The sequence below is a fragment of the Peterkaempfera griseoplana genome, assembly GCF_001418575.1.
GTDB lineage: Bacteria > Actinomycetota > Actinomycetes > Streptomycetales > Streptomycetaceae > Peterkaempfera > Peterkaempfera griseoplana.
On record NZ_LIQR01000259.1, the window covers coordinates 20807 to 43251 of the forward strand.

Consider the following 22445-nt stretch of genomic DNA (forward strand, 5'->3'; position numbering starts at 1 on the left):
TTCTCTGGTGGTCCAACTCTGGTGGCCCAAAGCCGTGGTGCGGGGTGGAGCGGCCGGACAGCGGCACGGCCGCATCCCCAGGCTAGAGCGCCGGGGATGCGGCCGTTCATTCCGGGTGCGGGGCCCGGAGGGGGGTCAGACGCCGGAGGGCGGCTCCTCCAGCGGAGGGAGCTTGACCGTGTCCACCGGGGAGTCGGTCACCGACGGGGAGGCCGGCTGGCTGCCGTTGGTGAGGGCGAGCTCCTTGGGGGACTGCACCGGCGGACGGGTGGACGGCGTACGACGGGTGGAGCCCGTCCAGGCCGGCCGCGGCGGGCGCTTGACGATCGGCTTGAAGATCTCGGCGATCTGCTCCTTGTTCAGGGTCTCCTTCTCCAGGAGGGCCAGAACCAGGTTGTCGAGCACGTCGCGGTTCTCGACCAGGATCTCCCACGCCTCGTTGTGCGCGGTCTCGATCAGCTTCTTGACCTCTTCGTCGACCAGCGCGGCGACCTCTTCGGAGTAGTCGCGCTGGTGCGCCATCTCACGGCCGAGGAACGGCTCGGACTGGTCGGAGCCGAACTTGATGGCCCCGAGGCGCTCGGTCATGCCGTACTGGGTGACCATGGCCCGCGCGGTGGCGGTGGCCTTCTCGATGTCGTTGGCCGCACCGGTGGTCGGGTCGTGGAAGACCAGCTCCTCCGCCGCACGCCCGCCCAGCATGTAGGCCAGCTGGTCGAGCATCTCGTTGCGGGTGGTGGAGTACTTGTCCTCGTCCGGCAGGACCATGGTGTAGCCCAGGGCCCGGCCGCGCGACAGGATGGTGATCTTGTGCACCGGGTCGCTGTTGGGAGAGGCCGCCGCGACCAGGGCGTGTCCGCCCTCGTGGTACGCGGTGATCTTCTTCTCCTTGTCGCTCATGATCCGGGTCCGCTTCTGCGGGCCGGCCACGACACGGTCGATCGCCTCGTCCAGGGTGACGTTGTCCACCAGCTTCTTGTCGGAGCGGGCGGTCAGCAGCGCGGCCTCGTTGAGCACGTTGGAGAGATCGGCACCGGTGAAGCCGGGGGTGCGGCGGGCGACGGCCTGGAGGTCGACGTCCGGAGCGATCGGCTTGCCCTTCTGGTGGACCTTGAGGATCTCCAGCCGGCCCTGCAGGTCGGGGCGCTCCACGGCGATCTGCCGGTCGAAGCGGCCCGGGCGCAGCAGCGCCGGGTCCAGGATGTCGGGGCGGTTGGTGGCCGCGATCAGGATCACGCCGCCCTTGACGTCGAAGCCGTCCATCTCGACCAGCAGCTGGTTGAGGGTCTGCTCACGCTCGTCGTGGCCGCCGCCCAGGCCCGCACCACGGTGCCGGCCGACGGCGTCGATCTCGTCGACGAAGACGATGGCCGGGGCGTTGGCCTTGGCCTGCTCGAAGAGGTCGCGGACCCGGGACGCACCCACACCGACGAACATCTCGACGAAGTCGGAACCGGAGATCGAGTAGAACGGCACCCCGGCCTCGCCGGCCACGGCGCGGGCCAGCAGGGTCTTGCCGGTACCGGGCGGGCCGTAGAGCAGCACGCCCTTGGGGATCTTGGCGCCGACGGCCTGGAACTTGGCCGGCTCCTGCAGGAACTCCTTGATCTCGTGGAGCTCCTCCACCGCCTCGTCCGCACCCGCCACGTCGGCGAAGGTCGTCTTCGGGGTGTCCTTGGTGATCAGCTTGGCCTTGGACTTCCCGAAGTTCATCACCCGGGAGCCGCCGCCCTGCATCTGGTTCATCAGGAACAGGAAGACGATCACGATGAAGACGATCGGCAGCATCGACAGCAGGATGCTGAGGAACGCGTTCTGCTTGGTCGGGGAGACGGTGTAGCCGTCCGGGAGCTTGTTGCTCTCCTGAGCCGACTGCAGCTTGTCGGCGATGGCAACGCCCTGGTCGCCGATGTACGACGCCTTGACCTTGTTGCTGCCGTCGATCTTCTGGTTGTCCTTGAGCTGGATCTTGACGGTGTTCTCGTCGCCCGTGGTCAGCTGCGCCTGCTGCACCCTGCCGGCATCGATGGCCGCCACGACCTCGCCGGTGTCCACCGTCTTGTAGCCGTTCGAGGACGAGACGACCTGCATCAGTACGATGACGGCAAGAACGGCCAGCACGATCCACATGATCGGCGCACGGAAGTATCGTTTGACGTCCATCCATGCGGGGCGTCGCCGCCCCGTCCCTCCTGCCACTCAACGGCGCCGGGCGGTCTCTTCGTCCGCCGGCGCATCCGGGTTATGTGCTTCGACCTCATGCGGTCCCCGCTCGCGGTACCAAGTCGCAGTACTAAGAGCGGGTTATTTGAACAAGTAGTACAGCTTGGACGGTACCGCAGCCACCCACCTCAAGGACGAATGCGGACCGCTGGAAGTTCAACGGCGGGTGGCAGCGCTCTGTTCCCAGCCACCGCCACCCGCCCGCAGACGGTCGGCTCAGCCGCCGTAGACGTGGGGCGCCAGGGTGCCGACGAACGGCAGGTTGCGGTACTTCTCCGCGTAGTCGAGGCCGTAGCCGACCACGAACTCGTTGGGGATGTCGAAGCCCACGTACTTGACGTCGATCTCCACCTTGGCCGCATCGGGCTTGCGCAGCAGGGTGCACACCTCGAGGGAGGCGGGGCCCCGGGAGCCCAGGTTGCCGATCAGCCAGGAGAGCGTGAGGCCGGAGTCGATGATGTCCTCGACGATCAGCACGTCACGGCCCGCGATGTCGGTGTCGAGGTCCTTGAGGATCCGCACCACGCCGGAGGACTTGGTCCCCATGCCGTACGACGAGACCGCCATCCAGTCCATGGTCACCGGCGAGTGCAGGGTCCTGGCCAGGTCGGCCATCACCATCACGGCGCCCTTGAGGACGCCCACGATCAGCAGGTCCCGGCCCGCGTAGTCCCGATCGATCCGGCCCGCCAGCTCGGCGAGTTTGGAGTCGATCTCGTCCTTGGTGATCAGCACCTTGGCGAGATCGGTGCCCATGTCCTTGTCGTCCACCGCGCGGTACTTCCTCAAGCGTTTGGGGTCTGGGTCCGGAAGAACAGACTGCCACACCTGCGGCGGGCCTCGACGCCCCCGGGCAGGTGCAGCGGCCCCTGGCCGCGCCAACCCGTGACCAGCTGCTCCACCGCCTCCACATGCCGGGCGAAGAGGTCCCCGGGCGGGCTGCCCGCCCGCACCGCGGCACGGCGCAGCACCCGGCGGCGCACGGCGGCCGGCAGCTCGGCCAGCCGGCCCGCGTCCAGCGGCCCCTCCGGGTCGGCCGGGTCGCGCAGCTCGCGCTCCACCTGGTCGGCCCAGACGTCCAGGGCGTCGGCGTCGTCACGGAACAGCCGGGCGGTACGGGCCAGCGCCTCCACCACACCGCCGCCCAGGTGCTTCTCCAGCACGGGCAGCACCTCATGGCGGACCCGGGAGCGGGTGAACGCCGGATCGGTGTTGTGCGGGTCGTCCCAGACCGCGACGCCCTGGGCGGCGCAGGCCTGCCGGGTGGCGGCGCGGTCGACCTCCAGCAGCGGCCGGCGGTAGCGGCCCGCGGCGGGCGGCATCCCGGCGAGGGAGCGGGCGCCGGAGCCGCGGGCGAGGCCCAGGAGCACCGTCTCGGCCTGGTCGTCGCGGGTGTGGCCGAGCAGTACGGCGAGGGCGCTGAAGGCGGCTGCGGCGGCCACCGCGCCGGCCAGGCCGTGGGCGAGCTGGGCTCGGTCGGGGTGCTGGGTGCCGCCGTGCAGGGAGTTGCTGTAGAGGGTCGCGAGTACGGCGACGCCGAGGGAGAGGCCGATCTGCTGGACGGCCTGGAGCAGCCCGGAGGCGGCACCGATCTCCTTGGGTGCGAGTCCGGCGAGGATGGTCATGTTGAGCGGGACGAAGCCGAGGCCGAGTCCGGCGCCGAGCAGGACCAGCGGACCGAGCAGCCCGGTCGGGTAGCTGCTGTGGGGTCCGGTGGCGGTGAGCCACAGGCTGTCGGCGAGCATCAGGGCCGAGCCGGTGACGATCAGTGCCTTGGCGCCGTACTTGGGGATCAGCTTGGGAGCGCTGCGGGCCGTGGCGAACTGCGCGAGTGCCATCGGCAGAAAGGCCAGTCCGGTGGCCAGCGGGTGCAGGCCCAGGCCGTTCTGGACGTACAGCGAGAGCAGGAAGTAGGTTCCGCCCATCGTGGCGAACAGCAGCAGGAAGATCGCGTACGCGCCGGGGCGGGCCCGCTGGGCGAACAGACGCAGCGGGATCAGCGGCTGACGGACCCGGGTCTGGGTGATCGTGAAGGCGATGAGCAGCAGGACGCCGATCGCCAGGGCGAGCACGGTGGTGACCGAACTCCAGCCGGCCGAGGAGGCGTTGATCAGCCCGTAGACGACGGCGGTCATGCCGGCGGTGGAGGTGAGTGCGCCGATGACGTCGGGGCGGCTGGGGTGCTTGTCGGTCTCCGGGAGCAGACGGGTGGCCAGGACGACGGCGGCCAGGCCGATCGGTACGTTGACGAAGAACACCAGTCGCCAGGAGAGCGTGGTGAGCAGGCCGCCGAGGATCAGTCCGATGGTGATGCCGAGTCCGGCGACGGTGGAGAAGACGCCGAGCGCGCGGTTGCGTTCCGGGCCGTCCCGGAAGGTGACGGCGATCAGCGAGAGTGCGGCGGGTGCGGCGAAGGCGAAGCCGATGCCCTGGGCGGCGCGGGCGGCGATCAGCAGCGCGGGGTTCGGGGCGAGTCCGCCGAGCAGCGAGGCGGCGACCACGACCAGCAGGCCCCTGACGAACATCCGCCGCCGCCCGAGGATGTCGCCGGCTCGCCCGCCGAGCAGCAGCAGTCCGCCGAAGGCCAGTGAGTACGCGCTGAACACCCAGGCCAGGCCGCTGGAGGAGAAGTTCAGGCCGGACTGGATACTGGGCAGCGCGATGTTCACGATGTTTCCGTCGACCGCCACCATGAGCTGGCAGGTGACGATCACCGCGAGGGCCAGCGAACCGGCCCGGCCCGGTCCCGGCGACGGTGCGGCGGGCGCGGGCGGCGTGGAGGGCGTGACCTGGTCCACCGGACCGGCAGCTTCGGTCTGCCCGGCAGGGGTGGGCGGCTCGGCCACCGATGGCTGGTCGTGGGTCGTCATGACCGGCTCCTTGAGCACAGGACGAGGCAGCGTCGAGGGAACAGCCGCGGTCGACGCTTGTAGACTGCTTCATGGTAGGGACGTATCCAACTCTGGTCAACGAGCGTTGAATGCTTGGCCGGGTGGCGCGTGCGCAGAGGAGGCCCGGCATGGCAGATCCCCACACCGACGACAGCGACCCGGACGGCGTGCCGGCCGGTCGCGGTGAGCGGCGCACCCGCAGCCGGCAGGCGATCCTGGCGGCCGCCCGGGAGCTGTTCTCCGGACTCGGCTACGAGCAGACCACGGTGCGCGCGGTGGCCCACCGTGCCGGGGTGGACCCGGCGCTGGTGATGAAGTACTTCGGCTCCAAAGAGCGGTTGTTCGAGGCCGTTTCGGAGATCGGACTGGGCTTCGGCGCCGTGCTCAGCGGTCCGGCGGACCGGCTCGGCGACCGGCTGCTGGCCCATGTGCTGGCCGACATCGACGGCCGCCCGGACCGCAGCATGCCGGTACTGCGCTCGATGCTCACCCACCCGCAGGCCGCCGAGGCGGTGCGCTGCGCGGTCGCCGACCCCGGCAACAGCCCGGTGGCCCGGGCGCTGACCGGCGACGACGCCGAGCTGCGGGCCGCCCTGGTGGGCACCGTGGTGCTCGGCCTGCTGGTCTCCCGCTACCTGCTGCGCGTTCCCGAGGTCGACCAGGCCCCGGCCGAGCAGCTGGTCGACCTGCTCGGGCCGTGCCTGCGGCCACTGCTGGCCGACCATGTCGACCATGTCGACGAGGTGGATCAGGTGGACGGCCCGGCCGCCGGTGCCGGGTCCGCCGGCCCGCTGGCCGCACTCGCCGCCGCCGAGTCGGCCCGGCTGGCGGCGGCCGAGGACGTGGACCGGCTGGCCCGGGAGGCACTGGCCGCCGGGGCGTCCTTCGGCGAGGTCGGCCAGCTGCTGGGGATCAGCCGACAGGCGGCCCGTAAACGCTGGCCGCGCACCGAGGCGGCGGAACCCTCTGCGACAACCTAGGTTGTCACTTGCTCTGGCGGCCGCTCCGGCCGTTCGACTGACAACCCTGGTTGTCACGGGAGGCATCAGGTACCGGCCAGCGCCTCGACCACGGGTGCGAACGCCTCCTGGTGGACGTCCATCACGGTGAAGTACGAGAAGCCGAAACTGTCCCGCAGCTCCTTCACCTGGTCGATGATCTCCTGCACGCTGCCGATCAGCAGCAGCGGCGTCTGCTCCCGTTCGGTCAGCGGCACCGGCAGCTGGGTGGCGGCCACCTGCCGGATCGCGGCGTCCCGGTCGTCCGTCACGATCACCGCCTGGAGCAGCAGGTTCTTCTCCACCTGCGCCGCCCGGTCGCCCACCACGCGGTCGAAGTAGGGCGCGGGCGGCGGCGACCGCAGGGACACACGCGGACACCACCGCCCGTACGGCGTGCTGGACTCAGTGCTGGTGCTCGTGGTCGGTGAGCTTGAAGGCCAGCCGACCGTGTGCGAATGCACCGCCCGCCCTGAGCGCGGCCGCCACCCACGCGGCCTCCGCCAGCTCTGCCTCGCCGGCACCGGCCTTCACTGCCAGGTTGCTGTGCCCGTCGATGCAGTAGGCGCACTGGGTCGTGAGCGCCACAGCGAGAGCAATGAGCTCCCGGTACTTGAGCGGGATCACCCGGCCCTCGGCCGCGAAAACAGCTCCCTCGAATTCACTGAACGCCTTGAGCACATCCGGCGTGTGCTCCTTGTAGACCTTCGTGTAGGCCTTGTCGCTCCGACTGAGGTAGTCGCTCATGGGCGGAGTCCTCTCCTTTCAATAATTACCGCGGCATATTTTTTGTCAGGATTGTCTTTGCCGCCGCGCCCGATTCTCGCGGCGACCGCCTTCCCGAGACACTTCGGACCTGACCCGGCGCATCGGATACGCAAGACCGGGACCGATACGGCCGCACAGCCGTGCAGATGCGGCGGCCCCGGGTGGAATACGCGACCCATTTCGATCGGCATCGGCGTCACCGAGGCCGAGCTCAGCCTGCTTCCCTCGACGACGCAAAGGTCACGCCCCTCCCCCACGGTCCGAGAATTGCAACGCCGCCAAGCCGTGCATCGACGAGTCCCCTTTGCCGCGCTGGTCATCCGAGACCATGTGTCACGCCTGGTGTGCAATCGCCGCGCCGACTCGCTCTCCTCCGCTTGTGCCGGCGCCGTTGATCCCGGCTCCCGGAACGGCCTCGAGCAGTTCCCGGGTGTACTCGTGCCGAGGCGAGCGGAGCACCTGCTCGACCGGGCCCGTCTCGACCACGACGCCGCCCTTCATCACCGTGACGTCGTCAGCGATCAGGCGTACGACACCGAGGTCGTGGGTCACGAACACGTAGCTGAGTCCGAGCTCGGCCTGCAGATCGACCAGCAGCTGCAGGATCTGTGCCTGGACCGACACATCGAGCGCGCTCACCGCCTCGTCGAGCACGAGGATCCCGGGGTTCGGCGCGAGCGCCCGCGCGATCGCGACCCGCTGCCGCTGCCCGCCGGAGAGCTCGGCGGGCAGCCGGTGCAGATGGCTCTCGTCCAGTGCCACCGCCCCGAGCAACTCGACGACCCGGGCCGTCCGTTCCTGTTTCCCGGTCGCCAGTTTGAAGGCCTGCAGCGGCTCGGCGACGAGCTTGCCGACCGTGAACCGCGGGTCCAGCGAGGTGAACGGGTTCTGGAAGACGAACTGCAGGTCCCGGCGGATCTCCCGCAGCTCTCTGCGGCCCAGGCCGGTCAGTTCCCGGTCGCCGATGTGCACCGTGCCGCTGTCGGCGGCGGTGAACTGGACCAGGATGCTCGCCAGCGTCGACTTGCCCGCGCCGGACTCCCCGACGATCGCATGGGTGGTGCCCTTGCGCACGACCAGGTCAACGCCGTCCAGTGCCCGCAGTTGTCGCCTCCGGCCCCGGCCGCCGCGCAGCTGGTAGGTCCTGGTGAGTGCGCGCGCCCGCAGGACCGGCGAGGTGTCGGTGGGGCGCGCCCGCGGCCCTGACGTCGGCTCGAGCCGGCCGGCCTGCCGCGCGGGGGCCGCGTCGAGCAGTCGGCGGGTGTAGTCGTGGGTGGTGTTCTCCAGCACCTGGCGTACCGGGCCCTCCTCCACGATCCGGCCGTCCTGCATGACCAGGATCCGGTCCGAGCGGTCCAGTGCGACGCCGAGATCGTGGGTGATCAGGAGGATGCCGATGCCGAGTTCCTCGCGCAGCCTCATCAGGTGGTCGAGGATCACCTTCTGCACGGTGACGTCGAGCGCGCTGGTCGGTTCGTCGGCCACCACGATCCTCGGCCTGCCCGCCAGCGCGATCGCAATGAGCGCACGCTGCTTCATGCCGCCGCTGAGCTCGTGGGGGTACTGGTGGAAGACCCGCTCGGCGTCCTTCAGGCCCGCGGTGCGCAGGCTCTCCAGCGCGGCCTCCCTGTGCTGTGCCGCGTTGCGGGCGTCCGGCGCGTTGAACCGGACCGACTCGATCACCTGCTGCCCGATCTTCTTGACCGGGTTGAGCGAGGTGTTGGGGTCCTGGGGGATGAAGCCCACGTAGTTGCCCCGCACCCGGGCCATGCGCTGGTCGCTCCAGCCGGTGACGTCGACACCCGAGTACGCGATCGATCCGGCCCGGATCCGCGCGGAGGGCGGAAGCAGGCCGAGCGCGCCCTGGACCAGGGTGCTCTTGCCCGATCCGGACTCCCCCACGAGCGAGACGAACTCGCCAGGATCCACGTGGAGATCCACGCCGCGGACAGCCGGTGTCCACCGGCGGCGCCCCGTGCGGTAGTCGATCGCGAGGCCGGCGATCCGCAGCAGCGGGTCCTCCTCCCTCTCGGGCACATCCGTCATCGGCGGTGTTCCTTCCGGTACGAGGTGCTGATGCGGTGGGCGGCGACGACGACGAGTGCGAGTGCCAGGCCCGGCATGATCGCGGCCCAGGGGTGGGTCGCCACGTAGTCGCGGCCCTCGGCCACCAGCAGGCCCCACTCCGGCTGCGGCGGCGGTGCGCCGTAGCCGAGGAAGCCGAGCGAGGCGACCGCGAGCACAGCCGTTCCCACCTCGAGCGCAGCCAGCGCGACCACCGAGCTGAGCGAGTTGGGTACGACGTGCCGGAGCATCACGCCCAGCCGGCCGCGCCCGAGGCCGTACGCCGCCCTGACGTAGTCCTGGGTCACGACGGCGAGCACCTCGGCTCTCATCACCCGCGCGAACGACGCGATGGAGGAGATGCCGACCGCCAGCGCGATGTTCTGCGTGGAGTACCCCAGGACCGAGACCACCACCATCGCGAGCAGCAGGCTGGGGATCGCCAGGAACACATCGACCAGCCGCATGACGGCGGTGTCGACGATCCCTCCGCTGAAGCCGGCGATCAGCCCGGCGACCGTGCCGATGCCGAAGGCGATGAGGACGGCCAGCAGGGTCGCGGTCAGGGTGGTGTGCGCGCCGTACACCGTGCGGGCGAACAGGTCGCGGCCCAGCCGATCGGTACCGAACCAGTGCTCCACGCTCGGTGGTGCGAAGCTTGCGGCACTGTCGCCCTCATAGGGGCTGTAGGAGGTGAACAGCCGGGGGGCGACGGCCCAGCCGATCACGACCAGCACGATGATCCACGAGACCATGAGCACCGGTTGTCGCGCGAGTCCGCCGAGGCGTCCGAGCAGCGGGCGGGCGGAGCCGCGCCGGGCCGGCGCGGCGAGCGTGTCCAGTGGGACGGTCATCACATTCCTCCTCAGGCCGCCCGGGGTGAGCCGACAGCGAGCGCGGCCCGCAGTCGCGGATCCAGCAGCGGGTAGATCAGGTCGACGATCAGGTTGATCAGCGCGAAGCTGGCCGCCACGAGCACCACGACCCCCTGCACCAGCGGGACGTCCAGCGTGTTGATCGCGGCCTGGGTCATCCGACCGATGCCCTGACGGGCGAAGACGGTCTCGGTGATGACCGACCCGGCGATCAGGTTGCCGAAGGTGATGCCGGCGATGGTGAGCGCCGGCAGGCCGGCGTTGCGGAAGACGTCGCGGACGATGATGCCGCTGCGGGTGGCCCCCTTCGCCCAGCTCGTCGTGACGTAGCCGGAGCGGAACTCGGTGGCGAAGCTGCGGACGAGGAGCTGCGCGATCGGCCCTGCCACCGGGATGGCCAGTGTGATCACGGGCAGCACGAGGCTCTTCACGCCGCGGTCGCCGAAGGCCGGGAACCAGCCCAGCTGGAACGAGAAGATCTGCAGCATGAGGATGCCGGAGAGGAAGACCGGCACCGAGACAGCGCCCGACGGCAGCGCCTCGACCAGGTTGCGCACCCATGGCCGGCGGGTCGAGGTTGCGACGAGCGCGATCGCGAAGGCGACGAGCAGGGCCAGCACGAGAGCGCCGGACGCGAGGACGAGGGTGCTCGGCAGCACGTCGAGGATCGTTGCCGTGACCGAGCGGCCCGACTGCACCGAGTTACCGAAGTCGCCGGTCAGCGCGTGTCCCAGCCGGGCGAGGTACTGCAGGACCACCGGCTTGTTGAAGCCGTAGCTCTCCGCCACCTGCGCGCGGACCTCCGGCGTGACGGTGTTGAGCTCGGCGGGGTCGAAAAGCAGATCCACCGGGTTGGCCGGCAGGACGAACAGCAGCACGAAGGTCAGAGTGAACGCGGCCCAGACCACGAACAGGGCCCGTCCGGCCTTCAGCGCGAGGTAGCGCAGCACGTAGATCCTTCCATGAGGGCGGTACGGTGGCCGCCGCACCCGTCGGGGCACGGCGGCCACATGCCGTCACCTCCCGTTGCTCTTCCAGGCGTTCACGAAGTGGTTGCGGGACTGGGCGTCGAAGACGATCCCGTGGACGTACTTCGCCTGGGCGATCACCTGCGAGGGGTTGTAGACCGGGTTCACCAGTGCGTACTTGTCGAGCAGGAGGTCCTGCGCCGCCTTGGCGTACTGCCTGCGCTCGGTCGGGTCCAGGGTGAGTTCCAGCCGGCCCAGGGTCTTGGTGACCTCGTCGACGTCGACCCCGGTCGAGTCCTTGCCGAGGTAGGAACCGTTGCCCAGCAGCGGGCTGTACTGGAGGTTGAGGACCGCAGGGTCGTTGCGTGAGCGGTTGGCCGCGGTGATGTTCCAGTCGGTCTTCGCCTTGGCCACGTTCGCCGTGTAGTCCGGGATCGGGACGACGGTGAGCTGCAGGTCGACGCCGATCTTCTTCAGGTCCTGCTGGATCGACTCATAGGCCGGCTTGTTCACCACCAGGTTGTTGATGCCAAGCAGCTTGACCACGAGCTTCTTGCCGTCCTTCACCCGGATCCCGTCCGGGCCCTTCGTCCAGCCGGCCTTCTCGAGCAGCTGCTCGGCCTTCTCCGGGTCGTACCTCAGGACCGAGCCGCTGTAGTCGGCATATCCGAAGACCGACGGCCCGAGGACCGAGGTCGCCACCGAGTAGGAGTCGGTGAGCACCGTCTTCCTGAGCGCCTCCCGGTTCCAGCCGAGCTGGATCGCCTTGCGCACCGCGATGTCGTTGGTCGGGAACAACCGGGAGTTGAAGTTGAAGAAGATGGAGGTGCCGGACACCGCCCTGTGGATGATCTGGAAACCCTGGCCGGCCAGTGACTTCTCGTCCGTGGTGCCCACGTCGAGCGTGGCGTCGATCGCGCCTGACTCCAGCGAACCGGTCCGCACACTGGCCTCCGGGATCGTGTTGAACACGATCTTGTCCAGGTACGCCTCGCCCTTGTGCTTGAGCGCCGGCGGGGACCAGTTGTAGCCCTTGCGCCTGACCAGGACGGTACTGACCTGAGGCTTCCACGACTGGTACACGAACGGTCCGGTGCCGATCACCTTCGTCGGATCCGTCCGCTGCTCGGCGCTCAGCTTCAGCGTCGAGAGCGACAGGAAGCCTGGCTGGGCGTTGGCGGTGAAGGACGAGGCCTGGAGGAAGCTCGCGAGGGGCTTGTCGAAGCGGATGACGGCGGTGTACCTGTCGGGGGTCCGCGTCTCGACGTAACCGGGCAGCAGGGTGGCGCCGTTGGGGAGGATGCCGAGCTTCTGGTCGCCGTGCACGTACTGATCGAAGTTGGCCTTGACCACCGCCGAGTCGAACGGCGTCCCGTCACTGAAGGTGACATCCGTACGCAGGTGGAACGTGAACTCGGTCAGGTCCTTGTTGTACTCCCACGACCTCGCCAGCCACGGCGTGATCCTGCCGGTGTCCGGGTCCTGCCACGTGAGCTTGTCGGTGATGTTGTTGCCGATGAGCGACTCGGCGTAGTTGGTGCCCCATTGCGGGTCCGGGCTGCGCTGGTAGTCGATCAGCGCGAACTGCAGTGTGCCGCCGCGGACGGGTTCGCCGTCGCCGGCGGCCTGGTCACCGGAGCCGCCACCGCGGGTGAGGGTGAACCCGCTCGCCGCGATCAGGAGGACGGCGACGACACCGGCGACCCAGGGCCACTTCTTACGTCTGGGCGCAGCGCGTTCGATGGAACTGCGAAGGTCGGACATCAACATTCCTCGTGACGAATGGACGGGTGACAGGACGCTCGGCGGCCAGTCGGCGGTGTGCGGGCCTGATGGCTGTCGCGGTCCCCGCGACGGCCTGGCGGAGCGCTGTGCGTAGGCCCGGAGACCGAGGGCGGACAGTCGCCGGCCTGCCGAAAATGCCTGGGAGTCAGCAGTGGGCGGTTGAGGTGAAGCCCGTCATGAAAGGTGCGCTCCCCTGCGGATGCTCAGTGATGCGAGGACGCCTGCTCACGAGTCCTGGAGGGGATGCCAGCCGAGCAGCGGCGCGACTTCGTGGGCGGTGGTGGCGAGCAGGCGGAGGTGCTCGTCGTACTCGGGTACGCCGGGGACGAAACTGACGAGCAGATCGGTGACGTGGGCAAGGGACGGGTCGGCGGCGAGGGACTCGGCGACGGCCTCGGACGGCCCGAGCAGTGACCGGTCGCGCTCCAGGTACTCCTGGACGTCGAGCTCGGCGACGTCACGGCGCTGGGGAGCCCATGACTGCCAGCGGCGCACACCGGGTGTGACGGCGCGGATCGCACCGGCCCGGTCGGGGTGCGGATAGACCGCGCGCGAGATCTGCACGCGCGGCTCATACCCCGCCCCGGCCGCGGCCTCGCGGTACGCGGCGACGATATCCGCCTGCTGCTCGGCGCTCTGCCGGCCGGGCCAGTCGCCGGCCCGGGAGAGCTGCAGCCCGTCACCGGCCCTCGCGGCGGCGACGGCCGCGTCGACGGCCCGCGTCGGCTCGCTCGTGGTGGCCTGCCACAGCCGCTGCCGCACACCGGGACCTGGTGGGTGCAGCACCTCTCCGGCCTTGTTGACCGGACGCCCTTCGAGAATCCCGTGCAGTCTCGCCACGCTCTCGTCGAACAGCCGGTACCTGTCGTCGAGACTGCGGCCGAATGCCTCCCAGGCGGTCGGGAACGGCCCCGAGCCGACACCGAGTTCCAGCCGCCCGCCGCTCAGCTCGTCGAGCACGGCCGCGTCCTCGGCGACGATCAAGGGGTCCGCGAGCGGCAGCACGAACACGCCGGTACCGAGCCGGATCCGGCTGGTGTGCTCGGCGATCGCGGCCAGCAGGACGAGCGGGGCGGAGACATGCTCGTTCCCTTGGCGGAAGTGGCGGTGGATGACCCAGCCCGAGTCGTACCCGAGTCGCTCGGCGGCCACGAACAGGTCGATGGCCTGGCGATATGCCGCGGCAGGGGTGAGGTCGGAGTCGAGGTGGAGCAGGAAACCGAGCCGGAAGGGCCGGCCGCCCGCCACTCCGGCTCCGATCACGCCTGCTGTCTCGGCCGCGGGCATCGGCCCCGTGGTCGCCGTGCTGGTCGATGCCTCGGTCGGGGATGTCATGGATCACTGTCCGTTCAAATGGTGAAGGGCCGGCCCGGGCTGCGACGTCTCCTGCGACTACCGGCCGCGGTCATACGCCGGCTCGGAGACAACGCCGTTGACGAGGCGCTCCACCGGGCATGGAGGTTCGGCGTGTCGACGCCCGCCCGGTGCCAGGGGCGACCGTAGGTGCGGTGGAATGTGGGTGATCGGGTCGTGCCGGTCTTCCGCCGGATCACGACAGCCGCGTCCGCGGCGGACCGCACACGCCGTGGTCATCGTGGCGGTGGTGAGCACACCGACCGCTCCGACGCTGTCGTTCGGGAAGAAGTGCCGCCGGCCGGCCTGCCAGGGCCACGGCCGCGTCGATGCTCAGGACGGGTCGATGCTCAGGACGGGTCGGACGATCGAGGACCGAAAGTCCGGAATGTGGTTCACGCCACGCGGGTCGTCAACACCGCGCGCTGGAAACCCTCAACAGGTCGACACAGCGCTCACTGGTCAACAGCGGGTCCAGGAGGCTCATGGGGACAGAGTCTGTGGTGGACCGACATTCCTTGTCAACCGTCGTCTTGAAGCGCGAACACCCGGTCATGGATGGGCATTTGCGCGATGCGCAAGTGTTCGACTCGGAACATCCAGGGCTGCGGCGTGGGTGGAAGCAGTACTCCTTCTCCAGAGCGGTCGCGAGGCCCCCGACCTCGCAGAGTGCCTCCGGTGCGCTTGCCGGGAACCATCTCCGTGCAGGTCACGCGGCGAGTTCGAGCTCCTGAAGGATGCGCCCAGACGTTCGTGCCGAAAAAGGAGGACCTTGTCGGGGCGTCACCGGCCCTTGACCAGGAGCGGCCTCGACCGATCGGCCCATCAGCTGATTAAATGCCATGCATGTGCCACTGCCAGGACCTCACGCGTCGACGCCACGTCGATCTCGTGCGCGTGTCCAGCGGCCTCTGTTCGCCTCGCGCCGCCCGCTGAGCGGGCCCTCTTCGCGCGCTTGCCCGCCGTGACCCTCAGGTTTCGCCTGCCCGTATCCGGGCGGCGTCCCTCCTGACACCTCGTCGGCCCGGCGTCTCTCCCCCGGCCGACCGTCATCTCTCCGTTTCTGCTGACTTGTCCGCGACGGGACACAAGCGCGTGGCCGGTTTCCCGGCCCGGGCCGCCGTCCCGCCGCTGCGAAGGAGTTTCCATGCCCACCGTGCTCTCCGTCTCGGGAAGCCCGTCCGCGACCTCCCGCACCGGTCGCCTGCTGCGCCACCTCGACGCGCGCCTGGCCGAGCAGGGACACCATGTGATCCCGCTCGACGTACGCACCCTGCCCGCCGAGGCGCTGCTGGGGGCCGACCCCGGGCACCCCGCGATCCAGGACGCGGCCCGACTGTTCGAGAAGGCCGACGGCATAGTGATAGGGACACCCGTCTACAAGGCCGCCTACTCCGGTCTGCTCAAGACCCTCCTGGACCTGCTGCCCCAGTACGCCCTCGCCGGCAAGGCGGTGCTCCCACTGGCCACCGGCGGCAGCCCCGCCCATGTCCTCTCCGTGGACTACGCACTGCGGCCGGTGCTCACCTCCATGGGAGCCGACCATGTGCTGCCCGGCTGGTTCGTGGTCGACAAGCACATCACCGTCGCCCTGGACGGCACCGTCACCGTCCAGGAGGAGACCGCCCGCGAGGTCTACCGGGTCTCCGACGCCTTCTCCGCCGCGCTCACCGCCCGCCACCGCATCCTCGCCGCCGCCTGATTCCCCGGGCCGGCCCGGTCAACGGCGTTGCCGGCGACCGCGGCCGGCTCTGCAGCCGGCCTCTCCTGCAGAGCTCTGGTCCTGCCAGGCTCAACGTCCCGTTCGGCGGTGCCAGCTCCTCGGTCCTGAGCATCACAGCGCGACGTCGTGATTCTCCGAGCCACCTCGGCCTGGACCGACCTCGTACAACGGCTGCTCCAAGTCGAGCCACCAGGCGTACGGCGCCGTCGTACTCAACGCCGATGGCGCAGCCAAGCTCCGGCCGGAGCCGGACAGTCGCCCCCTCAAGCCTGGCCGGCGCCCCGGAACCTTGGAGCTGACTGGCACCCACGCACAGTCCCTCGGTCATGCGGACCGGTCAGGAGCCGGATTGTCCGGCCGTCTGCGCCCGCTCACCAGCGCAGACGGCCGGACAATCCGGCAACCGGCTCTTCAGGACAGAGCCGATCCCAGCACCGCGACGCTCACTGGCGCGCTCAGACCGCCAGTGGTGAACAGAGCGTCGGAGGGGCCCGCACAGCGATGACAAGGCCACGTCCGGATGGACCCCGCCGCACCGGACGACGGCATGACGAGACCAAGGAGCGAGAGATGAGCAGCTCTTCCGATGCGCCCCCGATCGAGCCGGGCGCTGTGGCTGCGGCCGAAGGTCGTGAAAACCCGGTACTCAGGCGTCTGCCCACGCCGGACTCACCGGACCTGGAAGAAGCCATCACCAGGACGGGCGCAGACAAGCGGCGTCGGCTGGAGGAAGGCGGCGAGAGAGCCACGCGAGCGCTGGAGTCTCGTGGCGACCGCTTCCTGAGACACTTCGGACCCGACCCGGTGAACTGGGTGCGCAACACCGGGGCCGATCATGACGTCGTCGTCGTGGGCGGCGGGCAGGCCGGACTGGGCATCGGCTTCGCCCTGCGGCGCGCCGGCATCGGCCGCGTAGCCGTGATCGACGCGGCGCCCCCGGGTGAGACCGGCGTCTGGAAGACCGTCGCTCGCATGCACACGCTACGGACGCCGAAGATCTGGCCGGAGCCCGAGTTCGGTCACCCGGAGCTGAGCTTCCGCGCTTGGTACGAGGAACGCCACGGGCTGGCTGCCTACGAGGCGCTCGACCGCATCCCGCGCCTTCCGTGGGCGGCCTACATCGACTGGATCGAGCAGACCCTGCGGGTACCCGTACGGCACCGCACCCGCCTGATGAGCGTCGCGCCGCACGAGCACGGACTCGCCCTGGAACTCGTCGTCACCGATGAGGACGGCAGCCAGGAACGCCGCACCGAGGTCACCCGCCGACTGATCTTCGCCAACGGCGTCGAGGGAACCGGCGGCTTCTTCTTCCCCGATGCCTTCGAGGGTCTGCCGCGCGAGCTGTACGCCCACACCGGCGAGCCCATCGAGTTCAAGAACCTCATCGGCAGGAAGATCGGTGTCCTCGGCGCGGGCGCATCCGCACTGGATGCCGCGGCCACCGCGCTGGAGGCCGGCGCCGCTGAGGCACACGTGTTCACCCGGCACGAGAAGCTGCTCATTCAGGGCGAAGCTCCCCAGGGCCCTGCGAATGTCGGCGCCCGCGAGAACTTCCACCGGCGCTCCGACGCCGAGCGATGGAAGCTCAAGGTCACCGCGGCTCGTGCAGGCCGCAGTTGCACCTTGGCCTCAGTCAGGCGGGCGGCCGCGTTCGACGGCTTCGCGGTGCACCTCTCGGCCGGCTGGAACAAGGCCGTCGCCACCGCGGACGGCGTGCAGGTCGAGGCCGACGACGGCACCCACCGGTTCGACTTCCTGATCGCCGGTACGGGCTACCAGTACGACCCGAACACCCAGCCCGAACTCGCGCCGATAGCCGACCAGGTCGCCCTCTGGGAGCACCGTTACCAGCCGCCGGCCGAACTGGAGAACGTCGGCCTGGGCCGCTGGCCGTACCTGGGCGACGGTTACGAGTTCCAGGAGCGTGAGCCGGGCACGGCTCCGTGGGTGACCCGCATCCATGTGTTCTCGGCCGGCGCCGCCATGAGCTTCGGCATACCCGTCGGCGATACGCAGTCGCTGCCAACCGGCATCCCGCGGCTCGTCGATGCGGTCGGCGCAGCCTTGTTCGCCGAAGACGCAACGCTGCCGCCGGCATCCGCTGCTGGAAAGACGCCGGACGACAGCACCGAGGATCCGTTCCTGCAGTTCTACGTCGGCCGTCTCTGGCGAGCAGTCGGGCGCGGATAGTGGCTGTGGGAGGCCGGCACATCGGTGACAACGCTTTGGAGGCGCAGTGCTGGTGTCCGGCCTCCAGCAGTGCCGTGGGGCCGGTGGTGGTCGACGTGGTTGTTCCCCACGCCAAGGGCGGTGGCCCGTTCGTCTTCCAAGTTCCACTCGCGGGCGTGGGGGAACTCCTCTGCCGAGATCCGGTTGTGGCGCTCCACGCGTGATGCGCTGGTGGCGTGACTCGAGTAGTGCTCGGGTGAATGCATCGGCGCGGTAACACGCCTCGTGGTCCGTGACGATCCTCGGGGATCCGGCCGGCCTTCTTCACATCGACGTGGACCATGTGACCTGGCCACCTGACGTTGATCCTGCGGGGCTCCCGGTTCGGTTCGCCGTTCCGGTTCGATGGCCGTCACACCGGCTGGAGACCGGCAGATGTGTGCGGTTACGGCTGTCGGCTGAACTCGGGGCTGTGGTCGATGGCCCACTGTGCGAAGGAGCGGGCCGGCAGACCGGTCAGGCGCTCCACGTCATCGGTGACAAGGCGTGATTCCGGTCGCCGCGCTGAAGCCGCGAGGAGGGCATCGACCAGCTGTTCGGGGCGGCCGTCCGCGAGCATCCGTGCGCGGGCGACTTCCCCGGGAACCGGCTCGAAGCGCAGGTTTCGGCCGAGCGCGGCACCGAGGATTCCGACCTGGTCGGCCCTGCTGAGCGGCTCGGGCCCGGTCAGCAGGTAGGTGCGATCCGTATCGTTCCGGCGTCGAAGAAGCACCTCCGCAGCCGAGGCCGCGACATCACGCTCGTCCACGACTGCTGTACGCGCTGTGTCCGGGCCTTCGACCACGTCGCCTGCGCGCAGTTGTGCCGCCCAGCCCCGGGTGTTGGACGCCAGCGTGTCACTGCGCAGCACGGTGGGATGCAGGCCGGCGTCGCGGAGCCGGCGTTCCATGTCCGCGTGTACCTGCACGATCGGGTCGCTCTGGCGAACAGAGGCGTCATCGACCGCGGTTGAGGAGAGGTAGACGACGCGCGGCGCTGCTGCGGCGAGTTCTGCGATGAGTGGTTCGGCGGGTGCGGAGTCCAGCAGCGGCCATAGGAGGAAGACGGTGTCGATGTCGTCAAGCGCCGCACGGACGGAGTCGGCATCGGTCAGGTCACCGCGCACCGATGCGACGCCGGGTCGCGGGCCGACGCGGCGACGGTCAAGGCACCGCACAGAGGTTGCGCGCCCGTGCAGCCTGGCGAGGAGCTCACGGCCGAGGTTGCCCGTCGCGCCGGTGACCAGGACCGATCGGGAACAAGCGGGAGTAGGCGGGGTGGGAGAACTGTCAGGCATGCTGACGACGCTAAAGGTTCAGGTCGACATCAAGGCAAGGGCGGAATGGCGATAACGATCGGCGAGGCGGCTGCGCAGCTTGGAGTCGAGGCGCATGTGCTACGGCACTGGGAGCACGTCGGGGCACTCACGGTGCCCCGGGACGCGAACGGTTACCGCCTCTACGACCGCGACGTCCTGGAGCAGGCACGAACCGTGCTGAAACTGCGGCACATAGGGCTCTCGCTGCCGGAGGTCACCGCCGCGATGTCCCCGAAGAAGTCCGCAGCGCAGGAGGTCGTGCGCGCGAAGATCGCTGCGCTCGAAGCGGAGGTCCACAGCAGACAGCAAGCCATCACCTTCCTCCAGCACACCCTCGAGTGTCGCCATCGGTACCTCGAGGAGTGCCTGGAATGCGCGACGTTCGTCCGCAACCCTTGATCTTTCGACGTGAGGACTTCGACGACCGTAGCGCTTGGTCAGTGGCAAGCGACCGCCGAGACAGGGCGCCCGGTGGGTGCTCAGAAACCCTGCGAGTGCACTGCTTCCGACCTTCGACGAGGAGGATGCAAAGGCCGCACGGACGCCCGCCGAGTCGTCCGGCCGAGTTCGGCCGTGCCGCCCTACGCGGGGCCCTCAGCCGCTCGGCGTTGATAGCGCACGAGCGGCAGGAGCGCGACGGCCGCGACAGCGGTGATCGAGCCCAGCAGGATCAGGAACCGCCAGTTCTCCAGCCATGCGGCAGCCAGCGGCGTCCCGGCACGGGCGAATGCCATCGGCACCGCGGTGACCGCCATGATGCTCGCGAACCGGGTGACCCCGAAGGTACCGGCCACGACCGACGGCCGAGCCACCACACTGATCCCGTAGCCGAGTCCGAAGGCCATGATGCACAGCACCGTGGGCAGGACGGACACACCCGCAAGCGGCAGGAGGAGCAACCCGAGTGCTTGCGCGGCGAAGGAGAACGTCGTCACGGGCAGCATGCCGAATCGCGCTGACAGGGGCGCCAGCGCCAGGCGTGAGGTGAGCTGCAGGACACCGACGGCAAGCGGCAGTGTCGAGGCGGTGTGCGCGCTGAAACCGACGTTCTGGAAGTAGGTCACCATCATGACCAGGAAGCCGGACGTGGTGCCGGCCTGAGCGACGAATGAGACCAGCAGCAGCCAGAATCGCACTGTCCTGATCGCGTCGCCCAGCTGGAACCCGGTGCGCCTGGTGATCCGGCTGTGGTGCGTGGCGCGCCCCGGTACGGCCCACAGGTGCGCGGGAACGACGATGAGCACCATGGCGACCGCCAGCACGCCGAGTGTGGTGCGCCACCCGAGCCCGCCCTGCAGCCACCCGATGAGCGGATAGAAGAAGCTCGTCAGAAAACCCGTGATCATGGTGATGGTCACGATGGCGCCGTCGCGGCGGTCCTTCCCGGTCGCGACCACCAGGACGGCGAACGCGGCATCGTACGTGGACATGGCGAGAGCCAGGCCGATGAGCACGAACGCCGCGTACAGTCCGGGCAGTCCGGTTGACCGCGACCACAGGAAGACGCCCATCGCGCCGCTCGCGGAACCGGCGGTCATCAGGGCCCGTCCGCCGTACCGGTCCATGACCCGCCCCACCGGGTAGGCCGCGAAGGCGCCGATGAGCGTGGAGAGGGTCGAGGCCACCGCGATGGCGGTGCGCGAGCTGTGCAGGTCGTGGGACATCGGAATCAGAAGCACCGAGAAGCCCTGCGAGAGACACCCGTAGCCCAGGGTCTGGGTGACCGCGAAGATGATCACGAGCCGCCGGCCGTCCGGCTTGTCGGGACGGAGGGCCTGCCGCTGGGCCTCGCGGGCCGTGCGCACGCTCATCCGCGCACCAGCAGCCGAGCGGCTCCCACGACCATGGCAGACGGGGACGGGTCACGTGGCTTCATCGTGCCTCAACTGTTCTGTGAACGGGAATCCCGACGTGCTCACTCACGACGGTTGACACCGGGCTGCGGAGGCGCGGTGTCCCCGCGACCTGACGGTGCTGTAGTTCCTGGCCCTGCGCCCTGCGGGAGCCCGGGGCTGAGACGCCTCCCGGGCTCCCGTGCGGATGTTCAGAGCCGCCCCGGATCGGACAGGGATCCCTGGCGAGGCAGCCCCCGGCGGGAGATCGTCGTCGAGACGGAGGAGGAAGTGCAGCCGAAACGGCCGGCCGCCCTCCACCCCGGCGGCGATCTCCCCGGCGGTGTCAGCTGCGCTGACCCGTTCCGTGCACGCCGTACTCGTCGATGAGGGCGAGATCCTCGTCGGTGAACTCCGGGCCGTTCAGGGCACGCACGTTGTGGTCGAGCTGCTCCGTGGAGCTGGCGCCTATCAGCGCCGAGGTCACGGCGGGGTTGCGCAGCACCCACTGGAGGGCGAGCTGGGCCAGCGACTGGCCGCGGTTCTCGGCGAGCTTGTTCAGCTGCGCCGTGCGCTGCCGGTAGGTCTCGTCGATCTGGTCGGGCTTGAGGAAGTCGCTGTTCTGGGCGCGGGCGCCGTCCGGGATGGTCTCGAGGTACTTGTTGGTGAGCAGGCCCTGGGCCAGCGGCGAGTAGACGATGAGACCAAAACCTTCCTTGACGGCCAGGTCGGCGAGGCCGTTCCGGTCGATGCTGCGGTCGTAGACGGAGTAGCGCGGCTGGTGGATGAGCAGTGGTACGCCCTCGGCCCTGAGCAGCTGGGCGATGGCCTCGGCGCGGTCGGTCTTGTAGTTGGAGATGCCGACGTACAGGGCCTTGCCCGTCTTGACGGCCGTGGCGAGCGCGCCGGCGGTCTCCTCCAGCGGCGTCGTCTCGTCCGGGGTGTGGTGGTAGAAGATGTCGATGTAGTCGGTGCCGAGGTCGCGCAGGCTCAGCTCCAGCGAGGTCAGCAGCGCCTTGCGACTGCCGCCGCGCAGGTTCGGGTTGGGCCCGAAGATGCCACCGGCCTTGCTGGACAGGATCAGCTCGTGGCGGTAGGGCGCCAGCTCCCGGCGCAGCACACGACCGAAGGTCTGCTCGGCGGCACGGTGCGGCGGGCCGTAGCGGTTGGCGTTGTCGATGTGGGTGATGCCCAGGTCGAACGCGTGCAGGATGATGTCACGCTGGGTGTCGTAGGCGTAGTCGGCGCCGAACTTCTGCCACAGACCGAGGGAGATGGCCGGCAGGTCGAGCCCGGACCGCCCGGTGCGGCGGTAGGGCAGGGATTCGTAGCGGTTGTCGGCCGCCTTGAAGACGTCCTCGTAGTTCGGATACTGCTCGCTCATGGGGTGCTCTCTCTTGTCACTCGTCGGGCTTGTCGGGGGGCTTGTGGGGGGA

18 protein-coding genes and 1 pseudogene are annotated in these 22445 nt (G+C 69.4%); 5 read left to right on the forward strand and 14 right to left on the reverse strand.

Translation table 11 applies throughout. The features are described 5' to 3' along the window. Positions 1-135: 135 nt before the first annotated feature. The 3 genes from ftsH to AOK09_RS19530 form a co-directional block, all read right to left on the reverse strand. A complete protein-coding gene (gene ftsH / locus AOK09_RS19520; protein ID WP_055588494.1) occupies positions 136-2163 on the reverse strand; it encodes an ATP-dependent zinc metalloprotease FtsH in 2028 nt (675 codons plus the stop codon). A gap of 276 nt (positions 2164-2439) precedes the next feature. Beyond that, positions 2440-2994 (reverse strand): hypoxanthine phosphoribosyltransferase, encoded by a 555-nt coding sequence (gene hpt / locus AOK09_RS19525; RefSeq protein ID WP_055588495.1) that lies wholly within the window; start codon positions 2992-2994, stop codon positions 2440-2442. Between the two features lie 14 nt (positions 2995-3008). Next, positions 3009-5093, reverse strand: coding sequence for an MFS transporter (locus AOK09_RS19530; RefSeq protein WP_079063231.1), 2085 nt, complete (start codon positions 5091-5093; stop codon positions 3009-3011). A 149-nt stretch (positions 5094-5242) separates the two neighbouring features. Here AOK09_RS19530 and AOK09_RS19535 point away from each other — a divergent pair, with 149 nt between their 5' ends. After that, positions 5243-6094 carry a TetR/AcrR family transcriptional regulator gene (locus tag AOK09_RS19535; protein ID WP_055588496.1) on the forward strand — a complete coding sequence of 284 codons (852 nt, stop codon included), beginning with the start codon at positions 5243-5245 and terminating at the stop codon, positions 6092-6094. 65 nt (positions 6095-6159) lie between these two features. Here AOK09_RS19535 and AOK09_RS19540 read toward each other — a convergent pair whose 3' ends face one another. The 7 genes from AOK09_RS19540 to AOK09_RS19570 all read right to left on the reverse strand — a co-directional run bounded on the left by AOK09_RS19540 (position 6160) and on the right by AOK09_RS19570 (position 13907). Next, positions 6160-6483 (reverse strand): LLM class oxidoreductase, encoded by a 324-nt coding sequence (locus AOK09_RS19540; RefSeq protein ID WP_055588497.1) that lies wholly within the window; start codon positions 6481-6483, stop codon positions 6160-6162. A 34-nt stretch (positions 6484-6517) separates the two neighbouring features. Further along, a complete protein-coding gene (locus AOK09_RS19545; RefSeq protein ID WP_055588498.1) occupies positions 6518-6859 on the reverse strand; it encodes a carboxymuconolactone decarboxylase family protein in 342 nt (113 codons plus the stop codon). A 354-nt stretch (positions 6860-7213) separates the two neighbouring features. Continuing rightward, positions 7214-8926, reverse strand: coding sequence for a dipeptide ABC transporter ATP-binding protein (locus AOK09_RS19550; protein WP_055588499.1), 1713 nt, complete (start codon positions 8924-8926; stop codon positions 7214-7216). Beyond that, the gene (locus AOK09_RS19555) at positions 8923-9798 is read right to left on the reverse strand and encodes an ABC transporter permease (protein ID WP_079063233.1); all 876 of its coding nucleotides are present in this window, start codon (positions 9796-9798) and stop codon (positions 8923-8925) included. Before AOK09_RS19555 ends, AOK09_RS19550 begins: the two co-directional genes overlap by 4 nt. Before the next feature lie 11 nt (positions 9799-9809). Beyond that, positions 9810-10769 carry an ABC transporter permease gene (locus AOK09_RS19560; protein ID WP_055588501.1) on the reverse strand — a complete coding sequence of 320 codons (960 nt, stop codon included), beginning with the start codon at positions 10767-10769 and terminating at the stop codon, positions 9810-9812. Between the two features lie 66 nt (positions 10770-10835). Then, complete coding sequence (locus AOK09_RS19565) at positions 10836-12551, reverse strand: ABC transporter substrate-binding protein (protein WP_055588502.1); 1716 nt, start codon at positions 12549-12551, stop codon at positions 10836-10838. Between the two features lie 246 nt (positions 12552-12797). Next, on the reverse strand, positions 12798-13907 hold the full coding sequence (locus tag AOK09_RS19570) for an LLM class flavin-dependent oxidoreductase (RefSeq protein ID WP_217698453.1): 1110 nt from the start codon (positions 13905-13907) through the stop codon (positions 12798-12800). Between the two features lie 864 nt (positions 13908-14771). On the opposite strand from AOK09_RS19570, the gene AOK09_RS43700 reads away from it, so the two are divergent. The 3 genes from AOK09_RS43700 (at position 14772) to AOK09_RS19580 (ending at position 17841) form a co-directional block, all read left to right on the forward strand. After that, positions 14772-14861 (forward strand): putative leader peptide, encoded by a 90-nt coding sequence (locus AOK09_RS43700; RefSeq protein WP_407675421.1) that lies wholly within the window; start codon positions 14772-14774, stop codon positions 14859-14861. A 211-nt stretch (positions 14862-15072) separates the two neighbouring features. Then, on the forward strand, positions 15073-15627 hold the full coding sequence (gene ssuE / locus AOK09_RS19575) for an NADPH-dependent FMN reductase (RefSeq protein WP_055588503.1): 555 nt from the start codon (positions 15073-15075) through the stop codon (positions 15625-15627). Positions 15628-16218: 591 nt separating this feature from the next. Beyond that, positions 16219-17841, forward strand: coding sequence for an NAD(P)-binding domain-containing protein (locus tag AOK09_RS19580; RefSeq protein WP_157875956.1), 1623 nt, complete (start codon positions 16219-16221; stop codon positions 17839-17841). On the opposite strand, the pseudogene AOK09_RS42260 reads toward AOK09_RS19580, so the two are convergent. Together AOK09_RS42260 and AOK09_RS19585 are read right to left on the reverse strand one after the other, a co-directional pair. Further along, positions 17802-18217 (reverse strand): annotated as a pseudogene (locus tag AOK09_RS42260) (hypothetical protein); the annotation flags it as partial. The gene AOK09_RS19580 and the pseudogene AOK09_RS42260 sit on opposite strands and share 40 nt — an antisense overlap. Positions 18218-18265: 48 nt before the next feature. Further along, positions 18266-19156 carry an NmrA family NAD(P)-binding protein gene (locus AOK09_RS19585; protein ID WP_055588505.1) on the reverse strand — a complete coding sequence of 297 codons (891 nt, stop codon included), beginning with the start codon at positions 19154-19156 and terminating at the stop codon, positions 18266-18268. 45 nt (positions 19157-19201) lie between these two features. Here AOK09_RS19585 and AOK09_RS19590 point away from each other — a divergent pair, with 45 nt between their 5' ends. Beyond that, positions 19202-19576 carry a MerR family transcriptional regulator gene (locus AOK09_RS19590; protein ID WP_055588506.1) on the forward strand — a complete coding sequence of 125 codons (375 nt, stop codon included), beginning with the start codon at positions 19202-19204 and terminating at the stop codon, positions 19574-19576. A gap of 182 nt (positions 19577-19758) precedes the next feature. On the opposite strand, the gene AOK09_RS19595 is transcribed toward AOK09_RS19590, so the two are convergent. Further along, on the reverse strand, positions 19759-20988 hold the full coding sequence (locus tag AOK09_RS19595; protein WP_079063235.1) for an MFS transporter: 1230 nt from the start codon (positions 20986-20988) through the stop codon (positions 19759-19761). Between the two features lie 367 nt (positions 20989-21355). Further along, on the reverse strand, positions 21356-22393 hold the full coding sequence (locus AOK09_RS19600; RefSeq protein WP_063796011.1) for an aldo/keto reductase: 1038 nt from the start codon (positions 22391-22393) through the stop codon (positions 21356-21358). Between the last annotated feature and the right edge of the window lie 52 nt (positions 22394-22445).

Coding starts and splice junctions, on each gene's coding strand:
- ftsH (WP_055588494.1), bottom strand. CDS start 2,163: ATGGACGTCAAACGATACTTCCGTGCGCCGATCATGTGGATCGTGCTG.
- AOK09_RS19530 (WP_079063231.1), bottom strand. CDS start 5,093: ATGACGACCCACGACCAGCCATCGGTGGCCGAGCCGCCCACCCCTGCC.
- AOK09_RS19535 (WP_055588496.1), top strand. CDS start 5,243: ATGGCAGATCCCCACACCGACGACAGCGACCCGGACGGCGTGCCGGCC.
- AOK09_RS19545 (WP_055588498.1), bottom strand. CDS start 6,859: ATGAGCGACTACCTCAGTCGGAGCGACAAGGCCTACACGAAGGTCTAC.
- AOK09_RS19550 (WP_055588499.1), bottom strand. CDS start 8,926: ATGACGGATGTGCCCGAGAGGGAGGAGGACCCGCTGCTGCGGATCGCC.
- AOK09_RS19555 (WP_079063233.1), bottom strand. CDS start 9,798: ATGACCGTCCCACTGGACACGCTCGCCGCGCCGGCCCGGCGCGGCTCC.
- AOK09_RS19565 (WP_055588502.1), bottom strand. CDS start 12,551: ATGTCCGACCTTCGCAGTTCCATCGAACGCGCTGCGCCCAGACGTAAG.
- AOK09_RS19570 (WP_217698453.1), bottom strand. CDS start 13,907: ATGACATCCCCGACCGAGGCATCGACCAGCACGGCGACCACGGGGCCG.
- AOK09_RS43700 (WP_407675421.1), top strand. CDS start 14,772: ATGTGCCACTGCCAGGACCTCACGCGTCGACGCCACGTCGATCTCGTG.
- ssuE (WP_055588503.1), top strand. CDS start 15,073: ATGCCCACCGTGCTCTCCGTCTCGGGAAGCCCGTCCGCGACCTCCCGC.
- AOK09_RS19580 (WP_157875956.1), top strand. CDS start 16,219: ATGAGCAGCTCTTCCGATGCGCCCCCGATCGAGCCGGGCGCTGTGGCT.
- AOK09_RS19585 (WP_055588505.1), bottom strand. CDS start 19,156: ATGCCTGACAGTTCTCCCACCCCGCCTACTCCCGCTTGTTCCCGATCG.
- AOK09_RS19590 (WP_055588506.1), top strand. CDS start 19,202: ATGGCGATAACGATCGGCGAGGCGGCTGCGCAGCTTGGAGTCGAGGCG.
- AOK09_RS19595 (WP_079063235.1), bottom strand. CDS start 20,988: ATGAGCGTGCGCACGGCCCGCGAGGCCCAGCGGCAGGCCCTCCGTCCC.
- AOK09_RS19600 (WP_063796011.1), bottom strand. CDS start 22,393: ATGAGCGAGCAGTATCCGAACTACGAGGACGTCTTCAAGGCGGCCGAC.